This window comes from Enterobacter cloacae complex sp. IR5450 (genome assembly GCF_049238665.1).
Lineage (GTDB): Bacteria > Pseudomonadota > Gammaproteobacteria > Enterobacterales > Enterobacteriaceae > Enterobacter > Enterobacter hormaechei_C.
Window position 1 is genome coordinate 26,549 of record NZ_JBMKIC010000036.1, and the last position, 21,466, is coordinate 48,014.

At 55.5% G+C, this 21,466-nt stretch carries 20 protein-coding genes; 16 read left to right on the plus strand and 4 right to left on the minus strand.

What is annotated here, in order from left to right; translation table 11 throughout:
* Positions 1 to 113: 113 nt before the first annotated feature.
* Positions 114 to 1,304, minus strand: coding sequence for a maltose/maltodextrin ABC transporter substrate-binding protein MalE (gene malE / locus ACOTYB_RS20900; protein ID WP_421765877.1), 1,191 nt, complete (start codon positions 1,302 to 1,304; stop codon positions 114 to 116).
* A gap of 371 nt (positions 1,305 to 1,675) precedes the next feature.
* On the opposite strand from malE, the gene malK reads away from it, so the two are divergent.
* The 5 genes from malK (at position 1,676) to ubiA (ending at position 6,743) form a co-directional block, all read left to right on the plus strand.
* The gene (malK, locus tag ACOTYB_RS20905; RefSeq protein WP_003860329.1) at positions 1,676 to 2,785 is read left to right on the plus strand and encodes a maltose/maltodextrin ABC transporter ATP-binding protein MalK; all 1,110 of its coding nucleotides are present in this window, start codon (positions 1,676 to 1,678) and stop codon (positions 2,783 to 2,785) included.
* Between the two features lie 42 nt (positions 2,786 to 2,827).
* Positions 2,828 to 4,138 carry a maltoporin gene (locus tag ACOTYB_RS20910; RefSeq protein WP_026080558.1) on the plus strand — a complete coding sequence of 437 codons (1,311 nt, stop codon included), beginning with the start codon at positions 2,828 to 2,830 and terminating at the stop codon, positions 4,136 to 4,138.
* A 114-nt stretch (positions 4,139 to 4,252) separates the two neighbouring features.
* Positions 4,253 to 5,191, plus strand: a complete 939-nt coding sequence (malM, locus tag ACOTYB_RS20915) for a maltose operon protein MalM (protein ID WP_003860327.1) — start codon at positions 4,253 to 4,255, stop codon at positions 5,189 to 5,191.
* Between the two features lie 172 nt (positions 5,192 to 5,363).
* Positions 5,364 to 5,861, plus strand: a complete 498-nt coding sequence (ubiC, locus tag ACOTYB_RS20920) for a chorismate lyase (RefSeq protein ID WP_015570175.1) — start codon at positions 5,364 to 5,366, stop codon at positions 5,859 to 5,861.
* Between the two features lie 12 nt (positions 5,862 to 5,873).
* On the plus strand, positions 5,874 to 6,743 hold the full coding sequence (ubiA, locus tag ACOTYB_RS20925) for a 4-hydroxybenzoate octaprenyltransferase (RefSeq protein WP_409249022.1): 870 nt from the start codon (positions 5,874 to 5,876) through the stop codon (positions 6,741 to 6,743).
* 89 nt (positions 6,744 to 6,832) lie between these two features.
* Here ubiA and plsB read toward each other — a convergent pair whose 3' ends face one another.
* Positions 6,833 to 9,253 carry a glycerol-3-phosphate 1-O-acyltransferase PlsB gene (gene plsB / locus ACOTYB_RS20930; RefSeq protein ID WP_003860322.1) on the minus strand — a complete coding sequence of 807 codons (2,421 nt, stop codon included), beginning with the start codon at positions 9,251 to 9,253 and terminating at the stop codon, positions 6,833 to 6,835.
* A 154-nt stretch (positions 9,254 to 9,407) separates the two neighbouring features.
* Between plsB and ACOTYB_RS20935 the strand changes: the two genes are divergently transcribed.
* From ACOTYB_RS20935 to ACOTYB_RS20950, 4 genes are all read left to right on the plus strand, one after another.
* Complete coding sequence (locus ACOTYB_RS20935; protein ID WP_003860321.1) at positions 9,408 to 9,776, plus strand: diacylglycerol kinase; 369 nt, start codon at positions 9,408 to 9,410, stop codon at positions 9,774 to 9,776.
* A 108-nt stretch (positions 9,777 to 9,884) separates the two neighbouring features.
* Positions 9,885 to 10,493, plus strand: coding sequence for a transcriptional repressor LexA (lexA, locus tag ACOTYB_RS20940; RefSeq protein ID WP_003860318.1), 609 nt, complete (start codon positions 9,885 to 9,887; stop codon positions 10,491 to 10,493).
* A gap of 63 nt (positions 10,494 to 10,556) precedes the next feature.
* Complete coding sequence (gene dinF, locus ACOTYB_RS20945) at positions 10,557 to 11,894, plus strand: MATE family efflux transporter DinF (protein WP_045350760.1); 1,338 nt, start codon at positions 10,557 to 10,559, stop codon at positions 11,892 to 11,894.
* 119 nt (positions 11,895 to 12,013) lie between these two features.
* Complete coding sequence (locus ACOTYB_RS20950) at positions 12,014 to 12,223, plus strand: CsbD family protein (protein ID WP_003860314.1); 210 nt, start codon at positions 12,014 to 12,016, stop codon at positions 12,221 to 12,223.
* Between the two features lie 47 nt (positions 12,224 to 12,270).
* Here ACOTYB_RS20950 and zur read toward each other — a convergent pair whose 3' ends face one another.
* Positions 12,271 to 12,783: a zinc uptake transcriptional repressor Zur gene (zur, locus tag ACOTYB_RS20955; protein ID WP_003860309.1), complete on the minus strand. Its 513-nt coding sequence runs from the start codon at positions 12,781 to 12,783 to the stop codon at positions 12,271 to 12,273.
* Positions 12,784 to 12,900: 117 nt separating this feature from the next.
* Here zur and ACOTYB_RS20960 point away from each other — a divergent pair, with 117 nt between their 5' ends.
* From ACOTYB_RS20960 to pspG, 4 genes are all read left to right on the plus strand, one after another.
* Positions 12,901 to 13,389, plus strand: coding sequence for a cupin domain-containing protein (locus tag ACOTYB_RS20960; protein ID WP_003860307.1), 489 nt, complete (start codon positions 12,901 to 12,903; stop codon positions 13,387 to 13,389).
* A 192-nt stretch (positions 13,390 to 13,581) separates the two neighbouring features.
* A complete protein-coding gene (traF, locus tag ACOTYB_RS20965) occupies positions 13,582 to 14,868 on the plus strand; it encodes a conjugal transfer protein TraF (protein ID WP_409249025.1) in 1,287 nt (428 codons plus the stop codon).
* An 82-nt stretch (positions 14,869 to 14,950) separates the two neighbouring features.
* The gene (dusA, locus tag ACOTYB_RS20970; protein ID WP_003860304.1) at positions 14,951 to 15,946 is read left to right on the plus strand and encodes a tRNA dihydrouridine(20/20a) synthase DusA; all 996 of its coding nucleotides are present in this window, start codon (positions 14,951 to 14,953) and stop codon (positions 15,944 to 15,946) included.
* Positions 15,947 to 16,082: 136 nt separating this feature from the next.
* The gene (gene pspG / locus ACOTYB_RS20975) at positions 16,083 to 16,325 is read left to right on the plus strand and encodes an envelope stress response protein PspG (RefSeq protein WP_003860302.1); all 243 of its coding nucleotides are present in this window, start codon (positions 16,083 to 16,085) and stop codon (positions 16,323 to 16,325) included.
* A 184-nt stretch (positions 16,326 to 16,509) separates the two neighbouring features.
* Here the strand turns inward: pspG and ACOTYB_RS20980 are convergent, their stop codons facing one another.
* Positions 16,510 to 17,493 (minus strand): quinone oxidoreductase, encoded by a 984-nt coding sequence (locus tag ACOTYB_RS20980; RefSeq protein WP_003860300.1) that lies wholly within the window; start codon positions 17,491 to 17,493, stop codon positions 16,510 to 16,512.
* 60 nt (positions 17,494 to 17,553) lie between these two features.
* On the opposite strand from ACOTYB_RS20980, the gene dnaB reads away from it, so the two are divergent.
* From dnaB to tyrB, 3 genes are all read left to right on the plus strand, one after another.
* Positions 17,554 to 18,966, plus strand: a complete 1,413-nt coding sequence (gene dnaB, locus ACOTYB_RS20985) for a replicative DNA helicase (protein ID WP_003860298.1) — start codon at positions 17,554 to 17,556, stop codon at positions 18,964 to 18,966.
* Between the two features lie 16 nt (positions 18,967 to 18,982).
* Positions 18,983 to 20,062 carry an alanine racemase gene (gene alr, locus ACOTYB_RS20990; RefSeq protein WP_023324011.1) on the plus strand — a complete coding sequence of 360 codons (1,080 nt, stop codon included), beginning with the start codon at positions 18,983 to 18,985 and terminating at the stop codon, positions 20,060 to 20,062.
* A gap of 109 nt (positions 20,063 to 20,171) precedes the next feature.
* Positions 20,172 to 21,365, plus strand: coding sequence for an aromatic amino acid transaminase (tyrB, locus tag ACOTYB_RS20995; protein ID WP_032661168.1), 1,194 nt, complete (start codon positions 20,172 to 20,174; stop codon positions 21,363 to 21,365).
* Positions 21,366 to 21,466: the final 101 nt, after the last annotated feature.

The window sequence follows — 21,466 nt, forward strand, 5'->3', positions numbered from 1 at the left end:
TCCTCTACAACGGTGGAAACTTATCGTCAGGTGGCGCTGCGCTTACCTGACCTACGGATCGTGCCGTAGTCGTAGGGCGGGTAAGCGCATGCGCCACCCGCCGTTTTTCAGACTTACTTAGTAATACGACCCTGAGCATCTTTCAGCGCGGCATCGACAGTCTGGCGACCGCTTGCAGCGTTGATGACGGCGGTACGGGTGGCGTACCAGTATGCAGCCATCTGAGGGATGTTCGGCATGATTTCGCCTTTCTGGGCGTTATCCATGGTGGCCGCAATACGTGGATCTTTCGCCAGCTGATCCTGGAAGGATTTCAGCGCAACGGCGCCCAGCGGTTTGTCCTTGTTCACTTCATCCAGACCCTGATCGGTCAGCAGGTAGTTTTCGAGGAACTCTTTCGCCAGCTCTTTGTTCGGGCTGGCGGCGTTGATGCCTGCGCTCAGCACGCCCACGAACGGTTTAGACGGTTTGCCGTTGAAGGTTGGCAGCAGGGTCACGCCGTAGTTGATTTTGCTCTTGTCGATGTTGGTCCAGGCCCACGGACCATTGATGGTCATCGCGGTTTCGCCTTTGTTGAACGCCGCTTCCGCGATGGAGTAGTCAGTATCCGCGTTCATGTGTTTGTTCTTAATCAGGTCAACCAGGAAGGTCAGACCTTTTTTCGCGCCCGCACTGTCCACGCCCACGTCTTTCACGTCATATTTGCCGTTTTCAAACTTGAACGCGTAGCCGCCGTCGGCAGCAATCAGCGGCCAGGTGAAATACGGTTCTTGCAGGTTGAACATCAGAGCGGATTTACCCTTCGCCTTCAGCTCTTTATCCAGAGCAGGGATCTCTTCCCAGGTTTTCGGTGGGTTTGGCACCAGGTCTTTGTTGTAAATCAGTGACAGGGCTTCAACCGCGATTGGGTAAGCGATCAGCTTGCCGTTATAGCGAACGGCGTCCCAGGTGAACGGGAACAGTTTGTCCTGGAAGGCTTTGTCTGGCGTAACTTCTGCCAGCAGGCCAGACTGCGCGTAGCCCCCGAAACGGTCATGCGCCCAGAAGATAATGTCCGGACCATCGCCCGTTGCCGCAACCTGCGGGAACTTCTCTTCCAGTTTGTCCGGGTGCTCTACGGTGACTTTGATACCGGTGTCTTTCTCAAATTTTTTGCCCACTTCGGCCAGACCGTTATAGCCCTTGTCGCCGTTAATCCAGATAACCAGCTTACCTTCTTCAATTTTGGCGAGAGCCGGTGCGGAAATCATCATTGCTGCGAGGGCGGACAATGCGAAAACGCGTGCGCCAGTCTTGATCTTCATATCTGCCATCCTTTATTGGTGATGTGCTCGTGGATACATAAGGTGGTTCAACGTGACTCAGTCTCCTTATTTGACATCCTCTTTCCATCCTCCCAGTCCCTACGCCCCACCCCCTGTTTGTGTGATCCCTGTAACATAAATTTAAGTTATGAGTGCTGGCGCACATAAAAACCCACTGAATTTTGCAGGCCGCTTCACGATTTTCGCCTCGGCCCCTCAGCTGCGGTCGGAGAGCCTGCTCTCTCATCCTCCCGCCTCCTCCCCCATAAAAAAGCCGGGGGGTGGAGGATTCACGAAAGTAATGGAACACGCATAGTGAACTTATCTTGAATGTTTCTGTCGGTGACAGGTTGTAACGAAGGGAGAAGGGCATGGCGAGCGTACAGCTGCGTAATGTAACGAAAGCCTGGGGCGACGTAGTGGTGTCAAAAGACATCAATCTGGACATCCACGAAGGTGAATTTGTGGTGTTCGTGGGTCCATCAGGCTGTGGTAAATCGACTCTGCTGCGTATGATTGCCGGTCTTGAAACCATCACCAGTGGCGATTTATTTATTGGTGATACCCGAATGAACGACATCCCGCCAGCTGAACGCGGCGTGGGCATGGTGTTCCAGTCTTATGCGCTTTATCCGCATCTTTCCGTTGCCGAGAACATGTCCTTTGGCCTGAAGCTGGCCGGCGCGAAAAAAGAGACCATTAACCAGCGCGTCACCCAGGTGGCGGAAGTGCTTCAGCTGGCACATCTGCTGGAGCGTAAACCGAAGGCGCTCTCCGGTGGTCAGCGTCAGCGTGTGGCGATCGGCCGTACGCTGGTGGCCGAGCCGCGCGTGTTCCTGCTCGATGAACCTCTCTCTAACCTGGATGCCGCCCTGCGCGTCCAGATGCGTATCGAAATCTCCCGTCTGCACAAACGCCTTGGACGCACGATGATTTACGTCACCCACGATCAGGTCGAAGCGATGACGCTGGCCGACAAAATCGTGGTGCTGGATGCCGGTCGCGTGGCGCAGGTGGGCAAACCGCTGGAGCTGTATCACTACCCGGCAGACCGCTTTGTTGCGGGCTTTATTGGCTCGCCAAAGATGAACTTCCTGCCCGTAAAAGTGACCGCGACGGCAATCGAACAGGTACAGGTGGAGCTGCCAAACCGTCAGCAAGTCTGGCTGCCGGTCGACAGCGCCAACGTACAGGTGGGGGCCAATATGTCCCTCGGTATCCGTCCTGAGCATCTACTGCCAAGCCACATTGCGGATGTGACGCTGGAAGGTGAAGTTCAGGTCGTCGAACAGCTTGGTCACGAAACACAGATTCATATCCAGATCCCCGCCATCCGTCAGAACCTGGTCTACCGCCAGAATGACGTGGTGTTGGTAGAAGAGGGTGCCACATTCGCTATCGGTTTGCCGCCAGAGCGTTGCCATCTGTTCCGTGAGGATGGCACTGCATGTCGTCGGTTGCACAAAGAGCCAGGCGTTTAAGCATTCCAATTACAAAGAAAAGCAATGATCTCAGGAGATAGAATAATGATTACTCTGCGCAAAGTCCCTCTGGCTGTCGCCATTGCGGCAGGCATCCTGTCTGCCCAGGCGGGCGCCGTAGACTTTAAAGGTTATGCTCGTTCCGGCATTGGCTGGACCGGAAGTGGCGGTGAACAACAATGTTTCCAGGCAACAGGCGCACAAAGTAAATACCGTCTCGGTAACGAATGTGAAACCTACGCCGAACTGAAACTGGGCCAGGAAGTGTGGAAAGAAGGCGACAAGAGCTTCTATTTCGACACCAACGTAGCGTACTCCGTTTCTCAACAGAATGACTGGGAATCCACCAGCCCGGCCTTCCGTGAAGCTAACGTGCAGGGTAAAAACCTGATTGAATGGCTGCCAGGCTCTACCATCTGGGCCGGTAAGCGCTTCTATCAGCGTCATGACGTACACATGATCGACTTCTACTACTGGGATATCTCTGGTCCTGGTGCCGGTATTGAAAACATCGATCTGGGCTTTGGTAAACTCTCTCTGGCAGCGACCCGTTCTTCTGAGTCCGGCGGTTCTGCAACCTTCGCCGATCGTGATGCGAACGGCGACCGTATTTATGACAACGTGGTACCAAACGATGTCTTCGACGTCCGTTTAGCCGGTCTGGAAACCAACCCGGGCGGTACGCTGGAGCTGGGCGTTGACTACGGTCATACCAACATTCCTGACGACTACTATCTGCAACCTGGCGCCTCTAAAGATGGCTGGCTGTTCACCGCTGAACACACCCAGAGCATGATGAAAGGATTCAACAAGTTCGTACTGCAATACGGTACGGATTCCATGACCTCTAACGGTAAAGGTATTCCACAGGGCGGCAGCATCGATAACGACGGCTCTATGTGGCGCGTGCTGGACCACGGTGCAATCACCCTGGCAGACCGTTGGGACCTGATGTACGTCGGTATGTACCAGAACATCGATCGTGACAACAACAACGGTACCGAGTGGTGGACCGTGGGTGTTCGTCCAATGTTCAAATGGACGCCGATCATGAGCACCTTGCTGGAAGTGGGCTACGACAACGTTAAGTCTCAGAAAACTGACGACAAAAACAGCCAGTACAAAATCACCCTGGCACAGCAATGGCAGGCAGGCGACAGCATCTGGTCCCGTCCGGCTATCCGTGTCTTCGCAACCTACGCGAAGTGGGATGAGAAATGGGGCTATGCAAACAACGACTCAGGTGCAGGTTACACCTCTGGCGTAGCGTATAGCGACACCTCCGCGAAAACCTTCAGCCGTGGCGACAACGATGAGTGGACCTTCGGCGCCCAGATGGAAATCTGGTGGTAATTCGTCGAGCCTGACGTAATGACCTGAAAAGAGGGGCGTAAGCCCCTCTCTCCTTAGGGTGCTGCGCGCTATTGCCTGGCCACCGCAGTGCTCACGCTATCAGAGGTAATAACAATGAAAATGAAGAAAAGTCTCGTCGCGCTGTGCCTCTCTGCGGGGCTGTTGGCCTGTGCGCCTGCGCTCACCTATGCAGATGTGAATTTTGTTCCTCAAAATACCAGTGCTGCGCCAGCTATTCCGGCTGCGGCACTTCAGCAACTGGTGTGGACGCCAGTTGATCAGTCGAAAACGCAAACCACGCAGCTTGCCGCTGGCGGTCAGTCGCTGAACGTGCCGGGTATCAGCGGTCCGGTTGCGGCTTTCAGCGTGCCGGCGAATATCGGCGAGCTGACCCTGACGTTAACCAGTGAAGTCAATAAACAGACCAGCGTCTTCGCGCCTAACGTGCTGATCCTCGATCAGAGCATGACGCCATCCGCATTCTTCCCAAGCGACTATTTCAGCTATCAGGAGCCTGGCGTCATGAGTGCCGATCGGCTGGAAGGCGTTATGCGCCTGACGCCAGCCCTGGGTCAGCAGAAGATTTATGTCCTGGTGTTCACGACTGAAAAAGATCTGCAACAGACAACGAAGCTGGTTGATCCGGCGAAAGCCTACGCAAAAGGCACCGGTAACGCTGTCCCGGATATCCCGGATCCGCATGCTCGCCATACTACCGACGGCCTGATCAAGCTGAAAGTCTCTACCAACAGCGCCTCCAGCGTACTCGTAGGCCCGCTGTTTGGCTCATCTGGCCCGGGGCCGGTAACGGTGGGTAATACTGCCGCGCCTGTGTATGCCGCGCCAGCCGCAACACCGGCCGCGGCTCCGGCCCCGGCGAAAAAAGCCGAGCCGGTGCTTAACGATACTGAAACGTACTTTAACAACGCCATCAAGCAGGCAGTTAAAAACGGCGATGTCGATAAAGCGCTGAAACTGCTTGATGAAGCCGAGCGTTTAGGTTCAACCACTGCCCGTTCCACCTTTATCAGCAGTGTAAAAGGCAAGGGGTAACCGTCTCCCCACAGTGCTGATTTTGTTAGTCGTTTGGTGCGCCTTCACGGGCGCACTTTTTTTGGCTAAGTTGCACCATTGTTGCGATAGTGATCGCTAAATTTGGTTTGTCCGTCCTCATTTTGCCAATCTGCGATACAATGCCTTTACGTTATGTATCGGAGAGTCTGGCATGTCACACCCCGCGCTAACGCAGCTGCGTGCGCTACGCTATTTCGACCAAATACCCGCGCTTGACCCGGAGCAACTGGACTGGCTGCTGCTGGAAGATTCCATGACAAAACGTTTTGAGCAACAGGGTAAAACGGTCACGGTGACGATGATTCAGGAAGGGTTTGTCTCGCCTGCGGAGATTGCCAGCGAGCTGCCGCTGCTGCCGCAGGAAGAACGCTACTGGCTGCGTGAAATTTTACTCTGTGCAGATGGCGAGCCGTGGCTTGCCGGGCGGACGGTGGTTCCTGAGTCTACACTTTCCGGGCCGGAGCTTGCATTGCAACGCCTCGGCAAAACGCCCCTGGGGCGCTATCTGTTCACCTCGTCTGAACTGACCCGTGATTTTATTGAAATTGGTTGCGATGCCGATTTGTGGGGGCGCCGTTCCCGCCTTCGTTTGAGTGGCAAGCCGTTAATACTGACGGAACTCTTTTTGCCTGCATCGCCGTTGTACTAAGAGGGAGAGAAAATGGAGTGGAGTCTGACGCAGAATAAGCTGCTGGCCTATCACCGCCTGATGCGTACTGATAAACCCATTGGCGCGCTGCTGCTACTGTGGCCGACCTTATGGGCGCTGTGGGTTGCCACGCCGGGCGTGCCGCCGTTGTGGATCCTGGCGGTGTTTGTGGCGGGTGTCTGGCTGATGCGCGCTGCGGGTTGTGTGGTCAACGACTATGCTGACCGGAAATTTGATGGACATGTTAAGCGCACCGCGAATCGTCCTCTGCCGAGCGGTCAGGTGACCGGGAAAGAGGCGCGCATTCTGTTTGTGGTGCTGGTGCTTCTCTCTTTCATGCTGGTGTTAACCCTTAACACCATGACCATTCTACTGTCCGTTGCGGCTCTGGCGCTGGCCTGGGTTTACCCGTTCATGAAGCGATACACCCATCTGCCGCAGGTGGTATTGGGTGCGGCATTTGGCTGGTCGATTCCCATGGCGTTTGCCGCGGTCAGCGAGTCCGTTCCGCTCAGCTGCTGGCTGATGTTCCTGGCGAATATTCTCTGGGCCGTTGCGTACGATACCCAATACGCGATGGTCGATCGCGATGACGATCTCAAGATTGGCATCAAATCGACGGCGATCCTGTTTGGTCGTCACGACAAGCTGATCATCGGCATATTACAGGTGGCGGTGCTGGCGCTGATGGTGGCGATTGGTCGCCTGAACGGGCTGAACTGGGAGTTTTACTGGTCCGTACTGGTGGCGGGGCTGCTGTTTGCGTATCAGCAGAAGCTGATCGCGAAGCGCGAGCGTGAAGCCTGCTTTAAAGCGTTTCTGAATAATAACTACGTCGGGCTGGCGCTGTTTCTGGGCCTGGCGATGAGTTACTGGTCATAAAAAAGCCGGGTGGCGGCTTCGCCTTACCCGGCCTACGATTTAGCGGAACATGTAGGCCGGGTAGGCGTTAGCGTCACCCGGCTTTAGCATCATTCGCCCTGCGTCGAACTCTCAATCGTTAAACGCACATCCGCGGTAATCAGCTCTGCCAGCATCTGGTAAACCTTCATCGTCTCTTCCGGCTCGGCATCGCCCGTATCGCTAATGTACCCTTCGTCGCGCAGCGTCAGCACCAGGGAGCTGAATACCGCTTTGTCGAAGAATTCCGGGGCGTTAATGCCATGCAGAACGGAGAGGCGCTGGGCCAGCGTCCGGCTCTCTTTTTCCAGCGTACCGCGGTTGATGGACGGATTTGCACTCAGCAACCAGAAGGTAATGGCGTAGCGCTGCAACGTCTCACGCGCACCGGAAGCCAGGAGCTGCAAGGTACGTGAACGTGACGGATTGATATGCAGTTCATCATCACTGATGGTAATCAGCCCCTGACGATGCATCTCTGCCGTCATTTTATCGAGCTCTGCCGCCAGTTCATCCTTACTCCAGCGCAGGAACAGCTCCGCTTTCAGCATCGGGTAGATGGCCTGAATATGGCGCAGCAGCTCCTGACGCGAAATACGGCGGTGCTGGGTAATAATGGCCGCCATCAGCGACGGCAGCATCAGCATGTGCGTGATGTTATTACGGTAGTAGGTCATCAGCACGGCCTGCTCGCGCGGCAGAATGATGATGTCACCAATCGTATCTTTCTCGACTTCGAACTTGTTCATCTGCAACGCGTGATCGATCAGCTCGCTGGCGGTGGCAGACGGCACGGTCGAATCCACGGAATACGGCACGTTGCGCATGATATCCAGGTAGCAGTCAATCTGCTCGGTCAGCTGTTCGCGGGTCAGTGAACGCTGGCGAGAGGCCAGAAGCGCAGTACAACACAGGTTCATGGCGTTTGCCGCACCAGCATTGTTGATGCGTACCATCAGCTCGGATGCAATGCCGTTGACCGTTGGCGTCAGCCAGGCCGGACGTACCGCTTCGATAGGATCGATAGACTCGCGCCACTCCGGAACATGATGGTTCAGATATGTCATCAGCGGCAGGGGCTCGCCAAAGTTCACGTATCCCTGGCCGAGGTTGCGCAATTTACTCAGCCCACGCAGCATCTGCGGCAGACTCTCTTTCTCTTTAGTCGCACCGCGCAGCTCTTTCGCGTAGGTGCCCACTTCCATCACGTGTTCATAACCGATGTAAATCGGCACCAGCGTTATAGGACGGGTACCGCCACGCAGCATGGCCTGAATGGTCATCGACAGCGTGCCGGTCTTTGGATCGAGCAGACGACCGGTACGCGAGCGACCGCCTTCAACAAAGTACTCCACAGAATAACCGCGGCTGAACAGCTCGCCCAGATACTCCCTGAAGACGGTGGAGTAAAGCTTGTTACCTTTAAAGGTACGACGAATGAAGAACGCACCCAGACGGCGGAAAATCGGGCCTGCTGGCCAGAAGTTCAGGTTGATACCGGCAGCAATATGCGGTGGCACCAACCCCTGGTGATAGAGCACGTAAGAGAGCAACAAGTAGTCCATGTGGCTGCGGTGGCAGGGCACATAGACAATCTCGTGGCCGTCGTGCGCTAACTGACGCACGCGTTCGGCGTTGTGGACGTTAATCCCCTGATAGAGGCGGTTCCACGTGAAGCCGAGGATACGGTCAGAGAGGCGAATCATCTCGTAGGAGAAGTTCGCGGCGATCTCTTCCATCAGCGCGATTGCGTTCTGCTGCGCTTTCTCGTGCGAAATTTTCTTGCTGCGCGCTTCATCTTCTACGGCACGGGCAATCGCTTTGGAAGCCAGCAGCTTGTTGAACAGATCCTGACGTGCCGGGAGACGTGGTCCAACGGCCGCCAGACGCTGACGTGCAAAGTGCATACGCGCAACGCGCGCCAGCTTTTGCGCAATGATTTTGTCAGTGCCGTGTTCATCCGCCATGCGGCGCAGTGAAACGGAAGGTGAGAAGCGGACAAAACTGTCGCGTCCCAGCCAGGAGACGGCGAAAAACTTCTGAATGCCGTTGAGCATACGCAGCGGCGGGTTCTCTTCCCCTTTTTCGCGCCCCGGACGACGGCCAAACATCACCGACACCGGCACCATCTGCACGTCCAGATCGGGGTTGCTGCGGTGCAGATCGAGGTAATCATGGAACAGCTTAATGGACTCTTCTTTCGGCGTGTAATAGGTGAACACGCGCGGCCCGCCATGGATGAACACGTAGCGTGGCAGCAGCGTACCGTCGACTTCCAGCGGTTCAAGTGGGTCAGGTAAATCGTGCGCCAGACATTGAGCGCGAAGCGTCAGCAGGTCTGCCTTCGAGTTATAAGGCAAAACGTACATAATAGGGCGCGACGTATCGAGCCCTAATTCCAGCGCAGGTTCTGCTGGGATAGACTTACTTTTTACCAGGACGCTTAATGGTAAATTAAGTAATTTGTAGTAAATTCGTGGCCAGCCGGACATAAACGATGTAAAGCCTCTGGTTAATAATGCAATTGCGGCGCAAGGATAACAGAAAGCGCGCAAAATTTCTGTTGTTACCCGTCATACTTCAGGTTGCAGCAAAACGCGCTGCGGCTTTAGTTACAGACGCTATTTATCATAAAAGGTTCTTTTAATGGCCAATAATACCACTGGGTTAACTCGAATCATTAAAGCTGCCGGTTATTCATGGAAAGGTTTCCGCGCTGCATGGGTTAATGAAGCCGCTTTCCGCCAGGAGGCGGTTGCTGCAATCGTTGCCGTTGTCATCGCCTGCTTCCTTGATGTTGATGCTATCACCCGCGTACTGCTCATCGGATCTGTCTTTCTGGTGATGATAGTGGAAATTCTTAATAGCGCTATTGAGGCCGTTGTTGACCGAATCGGGTCGGAATTCCATGAATTGTCTGGCCGGGCGAAAGACATGGGTTCCGCTGCCGTACTGCTGGCGATTATCACTGCGGCGATCACCTGGGTCACGCTGCTTTGGTCGCATTTCCGATGAGCCTCGAGGAATAATTAAGTCCCTGGTTTTTTGTGCAGTTTTTGGTTCCAAAATCGCCTTTGACTGTATATACTCACAGCATAACTGTATATACACCCAGGGGGCGGTATGAAAGCGTTAACGACCAGGCAGCAAGAGGTGTTTGATCTCATTCGGGATCATATCGGCCAGACGGGTATGCCACCCACGCGTGCAGAAATTGCGCAGCGTCTGGGCTTCCGTTCTCCTAATGCTGCCGAAGAGCACCTTAAAGCGCTGGCGCGTAAGGGCGTGATTGAGATTGTTTCCGGCGCCTCACGCGGTATTCGTCTGCTGGTGGAAGAAGAGAGCGGTATTCCGCTGGTGGGTCGCGTAGCGGCAGGTGAACCTCTGCTGGCGCAGCAGCACATCGAAGGGCACTATCAGGTTGATCCAGGCATGTTCAAGCCGAGCGCCGATTTCCTGCTGCGCGTTAGCGGAATGTCCATGAAAGATATCGGTATTCTGGATGGCGATCTGCTGGCGGTACACAAAACGCAGGACGTGCGTAACGGGCAAGTCGTGGTGGCGCGCATTGATGATGAAGTGACGGTTAAGCGCCTGAAGAAACAAGGCAATACCGTGCAGCTTCTGCCTGAAAACAATGAATTCTCCCCGATTGTGGTGGATCTCCGCGAGCAGAGCTTCTCTATTGAAGGACTGGCGGTCGGCGTTATCCGCAACGGTGAATGGCTGTAATCTCTTCCTGACAGGCTGTAGTTCCTCTACAGCCTGGCCTGTTTTCTGATTCCGGTAATTTCCATGGCATTGCTAACTTCTGCCGATAAGGCGTTGTGGCGTCTTGCGCTACCGATGATTTTTTCCAATATTACCGTTCCTCTGCTTGGGCTGGTGGATACGGCGGTTATCGGGCATCTCGATTCGCCGATTTATCTCGGCGGCGTCGCGATCGGCGCAACGGCGACCAGCTTTCTCTTTATGCTGCTGCTTTTTCTGCGCATGAGTACGACGGGCCTGACGGCCCAGGCGTATGGTGCAAAAGATCCCCTGCGTCTGGCGCGTGCGCTGGTTCAGCCGCTCATTCTGGCATTCGGTGCCGGCGCGTTAATCGTTCTGTTGCGTACGCCGCTGATTGATCTTGCGCTCCATATTGTAGGCGGCAGCGATGCCGTACTGGAACAGGCCCGGCGGTTCCTCGAAATTCGCTGGCTCAGCGCGCCCGCTTCACTGGCAAACCTGGTCCTGCTGGGCTGGCTGCTGGGCGTGCAGTACGCCCGCGCGCCGGTGATCCTGCTGGTGGTGGGCAACCTGCTTAACATTGTGCTCGATCTGTGGCTGGTGATGGGGCTGCACATGAACGTCCGGGGCGCGGCGCTGGCCACGGCAATTGCCGAGTACGGTACGCTGCTGATCGGTTTGGGGATGGTCTGGCGCGTGCTGGCGATGCGCGGTATCACCCTGGATCTGCTGAAATCGGCCTGGCGCGGCAACATTCGTAAGCTGCTGGCGCTTAATCGCGACATCATGCTCCGTTCTCTCCTGCTGCAACTCTGCTTTGGCGCCTTAACCGTTTTTGGTGCGCGTCTTGGGCCTGAGATCGTTGCCGTCAACGCAGTGCTCATGACGTTACTGACCTTTACCGCTTACGCGCTGGATGGTTTTGCTTACGCCGTGGAGGCGCATTCAGGGCAGGCCTATGGCGCGCGTGAAAGCGGCCAGTTACGTGAAGTCTGGCGTGCTGCCTGTCGTCAGGCGGGTCTGGTGGCGCTGGCCTTTGCTCTGGTATACGCCTGTTTTGGTGGGCATATTGTCGCACTACTCACCTCGTTGCCCGCGCTACGTGAGCTGGCCGATCGCTACATCCTCTGGCAGGTAGTATTACCGGTGGTGGGTGTGTGGTGCTATTTGCTGGACGGCATGTTTATTGGTGCGACGCGAGGGGCGGAGATGCGCAACAGCATGGCCGTCGCGGCGGCGGGGTTTGGCCTGACGCTGCTGACCCTGCCGTATCTCGGCAATCATGGTCTGTGGCTGGCGCTGGCGGTGTTTCTCTCACTGCGTGGCCTTTCGCTGGCAGTTATCTGGCATCGTCACTGGCGAAACAATACCTGGTTTCCAGCCCCGCACGATATATCGTAACGGTTAAAGATTCCGAATATAAAAACAACTACCGAATCCTTAACTACAATAATAATCACGTCCAGCAGAAAAGAACGTAGCGGGCGATACTCATAGACGCTTAACACGAGGACACGATTATGAATAAAGACGAAATCGGCGGCAACTGGAAGCAATTCAAAGGTAAAGCGAAAGAACAGTGGGGTAAGCTGACAGATGACGATATGACCGTCATTGAAGGTAAGCGCGATCAGCTGGTAGGTAAAATCCAGGAGCGCTACGGTTACGAAAAAGATCAGGCGGAAAACGAAGTCAAAGACTGGGAAACCCGTAACGACTACCGCTGGTAACCGGTACTATCCCCAAGGGCGGCCCTGAGCCGCCTTTTTCTTTGGCTTTAACGCGGCTTTTTCTTCACCAGGATAGAGTGATCGTGCTGACAGTCATCCTGATGACGGCATGACTCCACCTCCACGCAGGCAGAACATAAGCCGTGGGCTTCAATCACGTTATGGCGCAGCGCAAAGCCCATTCTGGCTGCCAGCGTATGCATAATATCTTCCACACCTTCCGCACACTCTTCTTTCACCACACCACAGCGATCGCAGATAAACATGGCGGACGTGTGAGTTGGCTGGTCAAAAAGATGGCACAGCACATAGCTGTTTGTTGATTCCACTTTATGCACAAATCCTTGCTCCAGCAGAAAATCCAGCGCCCGATAAACGGTCGGCGGTTTTGCCTGCGGCTCGCTTTCACGCAGCAGATCGAGCAGATCGTAGGCGCTGATGGCGCCCTGTTGCAGGCTCATCAGACGCAGTACCTCAAGGCGCTGCGGGGTCAGGCGCACATTGCGTTGCGCGCACAGCTTTTCAGCTTGCGCTAACAGCTCTTTTGTGGACTTGTCCATCGGGCACCTCGGATGTGGTAAGGGGTGAAAACTCTCACTTTATCATGTTCTGCTAAAAACACCGAGATCCGCCAGGCTGTGCTATACCTGACGCATCGCAAATCAGGAGATCGCAAAATGAAAAGACCTGACTGTATTCGGCACTGGCGGGACGTGGAAGGCGCTGATGACGCAACGTATCCTGACAGCAACGAACGTTTTTCTATTGGCGCGCCGCTGGCCCGCAAACTGGGTCTCGGCCGCATTGGTATTCACCATGAACGGCTGCCGCCCGGACGCCGCACATCTTATCCGCATGCGGAAAGCGACGAAGAGGAGTTTGTTTACGTTCTGGAGGGTTACCCTGAGGCCTGGATCAATGGCTATTTATGGAAGCTCGAACCCGGAGACAGCGTGGGATTTCCAGCCGGGACGGGCGTGTGTCACACCTTTATCAACAATACCGATGAAGAGGTGCGCTTACTGGTGGTGGGTGAGGCCAATAAAAAACATAACCGTATCTACTATCCGCTCAATCCGGTGTATGCCGCGACGCGCGAAGACCGCTGGGTCGACCATCCGCCTCAGTTTTTTGGGCCGCACGATGGAAAACCTGGGCGAAAATAATTTCCTCTTCTATAAATATTGATGGTCGTCACATATTACAACAGGCCGGGATGGAATTTAACTTAAGGAAATAGCGGGTCTTTTTGCACTTATTCACAGCAATAGTTCGTTCCTGTTTGGGTGATAACAGACAGGGTTAACTAATAACAAACTATTTACGAGCACACTGTGAAAAAACATTTTAAATTTTCGATGGTTAGCATCGCTGTCTCCTTTTTTATGGCAAATCAGGCGGGAGCAGCCAATACCTGGACGGAAGCGCGTAGCGACGCAATGGGCGGAACGGGTGTCGCGGCAGGGAGCTATGGCAGCGGGGCGTTAATCAACCCCGCGTTGCTGGCAAAATCTAAGCCCGAGGATGATGTGACGGTTATTTTGCCGCCCGTTGGCGTGCAGGTGACCGATGAAGACAATCTTCAGGACGAGATTGATACCATTAACGACAAAATCAATCATTACAAGGATGTGGTTGATAGTCTGACCCCCATTGAAGTTATCACCAATCCATTAGGTTCGATCAATCAGTTCCAGGGCGCAGCGAAAGATCTCGCTGATGAACTGGACTACCTGAAAGGCAAGACCGCACACGCCACCGCAGGGGCGGGGATTGCCGTCAGTATCCCTAACGATGTTCTTTCCGTGGCCTTTATGGCAAAAGGCTATGCCCATGGCCGGGTCAGCTCTTCAATCGATCAGCAGGACATTGATTATCTGCGCGGTATACAACGAAGCGATGCGGTGGCTGCCGGTGTGGCGCTGGATGCCGCGCTAAACGGTACCGATCAGATCACCAAAAACCTTAACTCTACGGCGTCTGGTCGGGCGGCGATTGTGTCCGACTACGGTATTGCGGTGGCCCGTCAGTTCGATCTTGGCGGCGTTCCGGTTTCCGTTGGCGTCACGCCGAAGTTGCAAAAAACCTGGCTCTATAACTACACCACCTCAATCTACGATTACGACAGTAATAAGTGGAACGACAGCCGCTACCGTACCGACGACACTGGCTTCAACGTCGATGCCGGTATTGCGGCTGATTTCGGTGAAAACTGGACGGTCGGTGTGAGCGGACAAAACCTGATGTCGCGCGATATCGATACCAAAGATATCCGCATTCGCAACGGACGCACGGGAGAGGTAGTGAGTTATAAAGACACCTATCAGATCCGTCCGCTGGTCACTGCCGGGGCCGCCTGGCATAACGATCTGGTCACGCTTACCGCAGACGGCGATCTGACCGAAACCAAGGGCTTTAAAAGCGAAGACACCTCCCAGTACGTTGGCGTCGGTGCCGAAGTCACGCCACTGAGCTGGCTGGCAGTACGCGCCGGTTATCGTGCGGATATGAAAGGGAACGACAGCAACGTCTTTACCGGCGGTGTCGGTTTCGCGCCGTTCAACGCCGTCCACGTTGACCTGATGGGGCTTTATGGCGAAGACGAGACCTGGGGCGCAGGGGCACAGTTGAGCATGACGTTCTAAAGTCCACCGGAGGCGCTGCGCCTCCGGCTTTTCTTTATGCTATAGTAGCGCCCCTTTTCCACCAGATGCTTAAAACTTCGCCATGTCGTCAGAATTCCAGACCGCTTTCCCTGCACACCGTTTCTCCATTGCGCCAATGCTCGACTGGACGGACAGACACTGCCGCTATTTCCTGCGCCAGCTCTCCCGCCATACGCTGCTGTACACCGAAATGGTCACTACCGGCGCAATTATTCATGGCAAGGGCGATTATCTGGCGTACAGCGAAGAGGAGCATCCGGTTGCGCTGCAACTGGGTGGCAGCGATCCGGCTGCGCTGGCGCAGTGCGCGAAGCTGGCTGAAGAACGCGGCTATGACGAGATTAACCTCAACGTCGGTTGCCCGTCCGACCGTGTGCAAAACGGTATGTTCGGCGCGTGTCTGATGGGAAATGCACACCTGGTGGCGGACTGCATCAAAGCGATGCGCGACGTCGTCTCTATCCCGGTCACGGTCAAAACCCGTATCGGCATAGACGACCAGGACAGCTATGAGTTTCTGTGTGATTTCATCAACACGGTATCAGGGAAGGGTGAATGCGAGATGTTTATCATCCACGCCCGTAAAGCCTGGCTCTCAGGCCTCAGCCCGAAAGAAAACCGCGAGATCCCGCCGCTGGACTACCCGCGCGTGTACCAGCTGAAACGCGACTTCCCACACCTGACCATGTCGATCAATGGCGGTATTAAGTCGCTGGACGAGGCCAAAGCGCACCTCGAACATATGGATGGCGTGATGGTCGGACGCGAGGCGTATCAGAATCCGGGCATTCTGGCGACGGTTGACCGGGAAATCTTTGGCGTTGAGGGTGCTGACACCGATCCCGTGGCCGTAGTGCGCGCCATGTATCCGTACATTGAGCGCGAACTGAGTCATGGTACGTATCTGGGCCACATTACCCGCCATATGCTTGGCCTGTTCCAGGGCATTCCTGGTGCGCGCCAGTGGCGTCGTTATCTCAGCGAGAACGCGCATAAAGCCGGTGCGGATATTGAGGTACTGGAACACGCGCTGCGTCTGGTTGCGGATAAACGTTAAATTTCGCTAAAAGATGGTCAAATACGCCACGCCCTGCAACACATTGCGGGGCGTTTTGCTTTCAGAACAACAACTTATTTTTGGCATGTTTCTTGTAACGATCGCAGCATCATTCGGGAACTCGTGGGAGAGCACCATGCTTGAACTACTTTTTGTGATTGGTTTCTTTATCATGCTGATGGTCACGGGCGTGTCGCTGCTCGGTATCCTGGCCGCGCTCGTTGTGGCCACGGTGGTGATGTTTGTCGGCGGTTTATTTGCCCTGACGATTAAACTCTTGCCGTGGTTACTTCTGGCGATTGCGGTGGTATGGGCGATACGGGCGATTAAATCGCCAAAACTGCCCAGTTATCAGCGTAATAACCGCTTCCGTTACTAAGGTATTGAGGGGTACGTCACATACCTGCAACTTTTCCGGCAGCAATCCTTAGAACAGAATAGGATTTACTTATCGAATCTGTCACTATGGCTGCCGCTAAAGAATTCATCGAGCTGTACCCTACATACAGCCGAACTAAAAAAAGAAAGGGCTTCCCACGGGAAGCCCAATTTCTTTTTATGGCTCAGGGAATTAACAGACTCGACCCCTGCGTTGCCCGGCTCTCCAGCACCTCATGCGCACGTTGCGCATCGGTCAGCGGATATTTCTGCGCCTCTGCCACATCCACTTTAATCACCCCGCTGGCGATCAGCGAGAACAGCTCGTTGCTGGCTTCCTCAAGTTCTTCCCGGTTGGTGATGTAACCTTGCAGGGAAGGGCGAGTGACGTACAGTGATCCTTTCTGATTCAGAATGCCCAGGTTCACCCCGGTGACAGCCCCGGAGGCGTTACCGAAGCTCACCATCAGCCCGCGACGTTGCAGGCAGTCCAGCGAAGATTCCCAGGTGTCTTTCCCCACCGAGTCATACACCACGCGGACCTTTTTGCCGCCAGTGATCTCTTTTAGCCGCTCAACGATGCTCTCTTCCCGGTAGTTGATCACCTGCCATGCGCCCGCGTCCAGCGCACGCTGCGCTTTTTGCGCGCTGCCTGTGGTGCCGATCAGCTTCGCGCCCAGGGCTTTCGCCCACTGGCAGGCAATCAGCCCCACGCCACCTGCGGCTGCGTGAAACAGGAATTGCTCGTCAGGCTTAATTTCGTAGGTTTTACGCAGCAGATAATAGACCGTCAGCCCTTTCAGGAATGAGGCGGCAGCCTGCTCGAAGCCGATCGCATTTGGCAGAAGCGCCGCTTTCTCGGCCGGAACGTTATGGATGGAGCTGTAAGCGCCCAGCGCCGACTGCGCGTACACCACGCGATCGCCTTCCTTAATGTGCTTAACCGCGCTGCCCACTTTGCTGACGATGCCGGCCGCCTCTGTGCCCAGCCCGCTCGGCATCGACGGAGGCGGATAGAGGCCGCCGCGAATATAGGTATCGATGTAGTTAATGCCGATAGCTTTGTTTTCCACCTGGATTTCGTTCTCGCCAGGCGCAGCGGGGGTAAATTCCACCGCTTTGAGTACGTCAGGGCCACCATGCTTGTGAAATTCAATACGTGTTGCCATGCTTCCTCCAGAATGTGGTAATCTTTCGACCCACTCTTTATCTCGGTAACTCCATTCACTATGGCAGGAAACAAACCCTTCAACAAACAGACTGAACCTCGTGAGCGTGATTATCAGGTCGCCGGGTTAAAAGTCCCGCCGCACTCGATTGAAGCGGAACAGTCGGTGTTGGGCGGTTTAATGCTGGATAACGAACGCTGGGACGACGTCGCCGAGCGCGTTGTCGCGGAAGACTTCTATACCCGCCCGCACCGCCACATCTTTACGGAAATGGCGCGTTTGCAGGAGTCGGGCAGCCCGATCGACCTGATTACGCTCGCAGAATCGCTGGAGCGTCTGGGACAGCTCGACAGCGTCGGCGGATTTGCCTATCTGGCAGAACTGTCAAAAAACACGCCAAGTGCCGCGAATATCAGCGCTTACGCTGATATAGTTCGTGAACGTGCCGTTGTCCGCGAGATGATCTCGGTGGCGAATGAGATCGCCGAGGCCGGTTTCGATCCCCAGGGGCGCACCAGCGAAGATCTGCTCGACCTGGCGGAATCCCGCGTCTTTAAAATCGCCGAAAGCCGTGCGAATAAAGACGAAGGCCCGAAAAACATCGCCGATGTGCTCGACGCCACCGTCGCACGTATTGAGCAGCTTTTCCAGCAGCCGCACGATGGCGTGACGGGGGTGAACACCGGTTATGACGATCTCAACAAGAAAACGGCAGGTCTTCAGCCGTCGGATTTGATTATCGTGGCCGCACGTCCGTCGATGGGTAAAACGACATTTGCAATGAACCTCGTCGAAAACGCGGCGATGTTGCAGGATAAGCCGGTGCTTATCTTCAGTCTGGAGATGCCCTCTGAACAGATCATGATGCGTTCTCTGGCGTCCCTGTCGCGCGTGGATCAGACCCGCATCCGTACCGGTCAGCTGGACGATGAGGACTGGGCGCGGATCTCCGGCACCATGGGGATTTTGCTGGAAAAACGGAACATCTATATTGATGACTCCTCCGGCCTGACGCCGACGGAAGTGCGCTCCCGCGCACGCCGTATCGCCCGTGAACACGGTGGCATCGGTCTCATCATGATCGACTACCTTCAGCTGATGCGCGTTCCGTCGCTTTCCGACAACCGTACGCTGGAGATTGCCGAGATTTCGCGCTCGCTCAAGGCGTTAGCCAAAGAGCTGCACGTGCCGGTGGTGGCGCTGTCGCAGCTTAACCGCTCTCTGGAACAACGTGCAGACAAGCGCCCGGTCAACTCCGACCTGCGTGAATCCGGCTCCATCGAGCAGGATGCCGACTTAATCATGTTCATCTACCGTGATGAGGTTTATCACGAGAACAGCGACCTGAAAGGGATCGCCGAAATTATTATTGGTAAGCAACGTAACGGCCCCATCGGTACGGTACGTCTGACCTTTAACGGCCAGTGGTCGCGTTTCGACAACTATGCCGGTCCTCAATATGATGATGAGTAATTTCTAAGGAATTCAAATGCAAGCGGCAACTGTTGTTATTAACCGCCGCGCTCTGCGACACAACCTGCAACGTCTGCGAGAACTGGCGCCCGCCAGTAAGCTCGTTGCAGTCGTGAAAGCGAACGCTTACGGACACGGTCTTCTTGAGACCGCGCGAACGCTCCCCGATGCCGACGCTTTTGGCGTCGCCCGTCTCGAAGAAGCTCTCCGCCTGCGCGCAGGTGGAATTACGCAACCGATTCTGCTCCTCGAAGGCTTTTTTGAAGCCTCGGACCTGCCGACCATTGCCGATCAGCACCTGCACACGGCGGTGCATAACGAAGAACAGCTGGCCGCGCTGGAAACGGCCGAACTGAGCGAGCCGGTCACCGTCTGGATGAAGCTCGACACGGGCATGCACCGTCTGGGCGTGCGGCCGGAAAGCGCGGAGGCGTTTTATCAGCGTCTGTGTCAGTGCAAAAATGTGCGTCAGCCGGTAAACATCGTCAGCCACTTTGCCCGCGCCGATGAGCCTGAATGCGGCGCAACGGAACAGCAGCTTGATATCTTCAATACCTTCTGCGAAGGCAAACCGGGGATGCGCTCGATCGCGGCATCCGGCGGTATTCTGCTGTGGCCGCAGTCGCACTTCGACTGGGCGCGTCCGGGCATCATTCTTTACGGCGTATCGCCACTGGAGCACAAACCCTGGGGGCCGGACTTTGGCTTTAAGCCGGTGATGTCGCTGGTTTCAAAGCTGATTGCCGTGCGTGAGCACAAAGCGGGAGAGCCGGTAGGTTACGGCGGCACCTGGATCAGCGAGCGCGATACCCGTCTTGGCGTGGTGGCGATGGGCTACGGTGACGGCTATCCCCGCGCCGCACCAACGGGCACGCCGGTGCTGGTCAACGGTCGTGAAGTGAAGATTGTCGGCCGCGTGGCGATGGACATGATTTGTGTTGATCTGGGGCCCGACGCGCAGGATAAAGCGGGGGACGATGCGGTGATGTGGGGCGAAGGCCTGCCGGTAGAACGTATTGCTGAAATAACAAAAGTGAGTGCTTACGAACTTATCACGCGTCTTACCTCAAGGGTCGCGATGAAATATGTCGACTAAGCATGAGCGGGATGCGGTGCATCCCGCTTCTGTTAACATCCCCTCGATCTTCTTCCGCTTCCGGTTTATTGTTGAATTCCCTGCCTCATAATAATCCGGAGAACATCGCGTGTTTCAGAAAGTAGACGCCTACGCCGGCGACCCTATCCTCTCCTTGATGGAGCGTTTCAAAGAAGATCCTCGCAGCGACAAAGTGAACCTCAGCATTGGTCTTTACTACAACGAAGACGGCATCATTCCTCAGTTGAAAGCCGTTGCCGAAGCTGAAGCGCGTCTTAACGCAACCCCGCACGGTGCTTCGCTTTATCTGCCGATGGAAGGATTAAACACCTACCGCAACACTATCGCGCCGCTGCTGTTTGGTGCGGACCACGCGGTGCTCGCGCAAAAGCGCGTGGCGACTATCCAGACGCTGGGTGGCTCGGGTGCGCTGAAGGTAGGCGCAGATTTCCTGAAAAAGTACTTCCCGGATTCCGGCGTGTGGGTCAGCGACCCGACGTGGGAAAACCACGTTGCGATCTTCGAGGGCGCGGGCTTTAAGGTTGAAACCTATCCGTGGTTCGACAGCGAAACGAACGGCGTGCGCGTTGATGCGCTGCTGGAAAAACTGAACACCCTGCCGGAGCGCAGTATCGTATTGCTGCATCCGTGCTGCCATAACCCGACGGGTGCGGACCTCACCAATGCCCAGTGGGATGCGGTGATCGAGGTACTGAAGGCGCGTAACCTGATCCCGTTCCTCGACATCGCCTATCAGGGCTTTGGCGCGGGCATGGAGGAAGACGCCTACGCCATTCGCGCGATTGCCAGCGCGGGGCTTCCCGCTCTGGTCAGCAACTCCTTCTCAAAAATCTTCTCCCTGTACGGCGAGCGCGTTGGCGGTCTGTCCGTGGTGTGTGAAGACGCCGAAGCCGCGGGACGCGTACTCGGCCAGCTGAAAGCGACGGTCCGCCGGATCTACTCCAGCCCGCCGAACTTTGGTGCGCAGGTGGTGGCGACAGTTCTCGGTGACGAAACACTGAAAGCCACCTGGCTTGCGGAAGTGGAAGCGATGCGTAAGCGCATCCTGTCGATGCGTCAGGAGCTGGTTAACGTCCTGAAAGAGGCCGTGCCTGGGCATAACTTTGATTATCTTCTCAAGCAGCGCGGGATGTTCAGCTACACCGGACTGAGCGCAGCGCAGGTCGATCGCCTGCGTGAAGAGTTCGGTGTCTACCTGATCGCCAGCGGCCGTATGTGCGTGGCGGGTCTGAATGCCAGCAACGTCCAGCGCGTGGCGCAGGCGTTTGCAGCTGTGATGTAAGTACTCACTACTTATTATCTCCCTCTCCCTGTGGGCTGAGGGTTCCCCAGAAAAATGAAAAGCACGATGAAGTGTGATCTACTGGTTGCGCTAACAAATCA

Excerpts from the sequence above, each read along its gene's own strand:
- alr (WP_023324011.1), top strand. The coding sequence starts at position 18,983 with ATGCAAGCGGCAACTGTTGTTATTAACCGCCGCGCTCTGCGACACAAC.
- ACOTYB_RS20980 (WP_003860300.1), bottom strand. The coding sequence starts at position 17,493 with ATGGCAACACGTATTGAATTTCACAAGCATGGTGGCCCTGACGTACTC.
- lexA (WP_003860318.1), top strand. The coding sequence starts at position 9,885 with ATGAAAGCGTTAACGACCAGGCAGCAAGAGGTGTTTGATCTCATTCGG.
- pspG (WP_003860302.1), top strand. The coding sequence starts at position 16,083 with ATGCTTGAACTACTTTTTGTGATTGGTTTCTTTATCATGCTGATGGTC.
- dusA (WP_003860304.1), top strand. The coding sequence starts at position 14,951 with ATGTCGTCAGAATTCCAGACCGCTTTCCCTGCACACCGTTTCTCCATT.
- ubiC (WP_015570175.1), top strand. The coding sequence starts at position 5,364 with ATGTCACACCCCGCGCTAACGCAGCTGCGTGCGCTACGCTATTTCGAC.
- ACOTYB_RS20960 (WP_003860307.1), top strand. The coding sequence starts at position 12,901 with ATGAAAAGACCTGACTGTATTCGGCACTGGCGGGACGTGGAAGGCGCT.
- dinF (WP_045350760.1), top strand. The coding sequence starts at position 10,557 with ATGGCATTGCTAACTTCTGCCGATAAGGCGTTGTGGCGTCTTGCGCTA.
- traF (WP_409249025.1), top strand. The coding sequence starts at position 13,582 with ATGGTTAGCATCGCTGTCTCCTTTTTTATGGCAAATCAGGCGGGAGCA.
- malK (WP_003860329.1), top strand. The coding sequence starts at position 1,676 with ATGGCGAGCGTACAGCTGCGTAATGTAACGAAAGCCTGGGGCGACGTA.
- zur (WP_003860309.1), bottom strand. The coding sequence starts at position 12,783 with ATGGACAAGTCCACAAAAGAGCTGTTAGCGCAAGCTGAAAAGCTGTGC.
- plsB (WP_003860322.1), bottom strand. The coding sequence starts at position 9,253 with ATGTCCGGCTGGCCACGAATTTACTACAAATTACTTAATTTACCATTA.
- ubiA (WP_409249022.1), top strand. The coding sequence starts at position 5,874 with ATGGAGTGGAGTCTGACGCAGAATAAGCTGCTGGCCTATCACCGCCTG.
- ACOTYB_RS20950 (WP_003860314.1), top strand. The coding sequence starts at position 12,014 with ATGAATAAAGACGAAATCGGCGGCAACTGGAAGCAATTCAAAGGTAAA.
- ACOTYB_RS20935 (WP_003860321.1), top strand. The coding sequence starts at position 9,408 with ATGGCCAATAATACCACTGGGTTAACTCGAATCATTAAAGCTGCCGGT.
- malM (WP_003860327.1), top strand. The coding sequence starts at position 4,253 with ATGAAAATGAAGAAAAGTCTCGTCGCGCTGTGCCTCTCTGCGGGGCTG.
- malE (WP_421765877.1), bottom strand. The coding sequence starts at position 1,304 with ATGAAGATCAAGACTGGCGCACGCGTTTTCGCATTGTCCGCCCTCGCA.
- dnaB (WP_003860298.1), top strand. The coding sequence starts at position 17,554 with ATGGCAGGAAACAAACCCTTCAACAAACAGACTGAACCTCGTGAGCGT.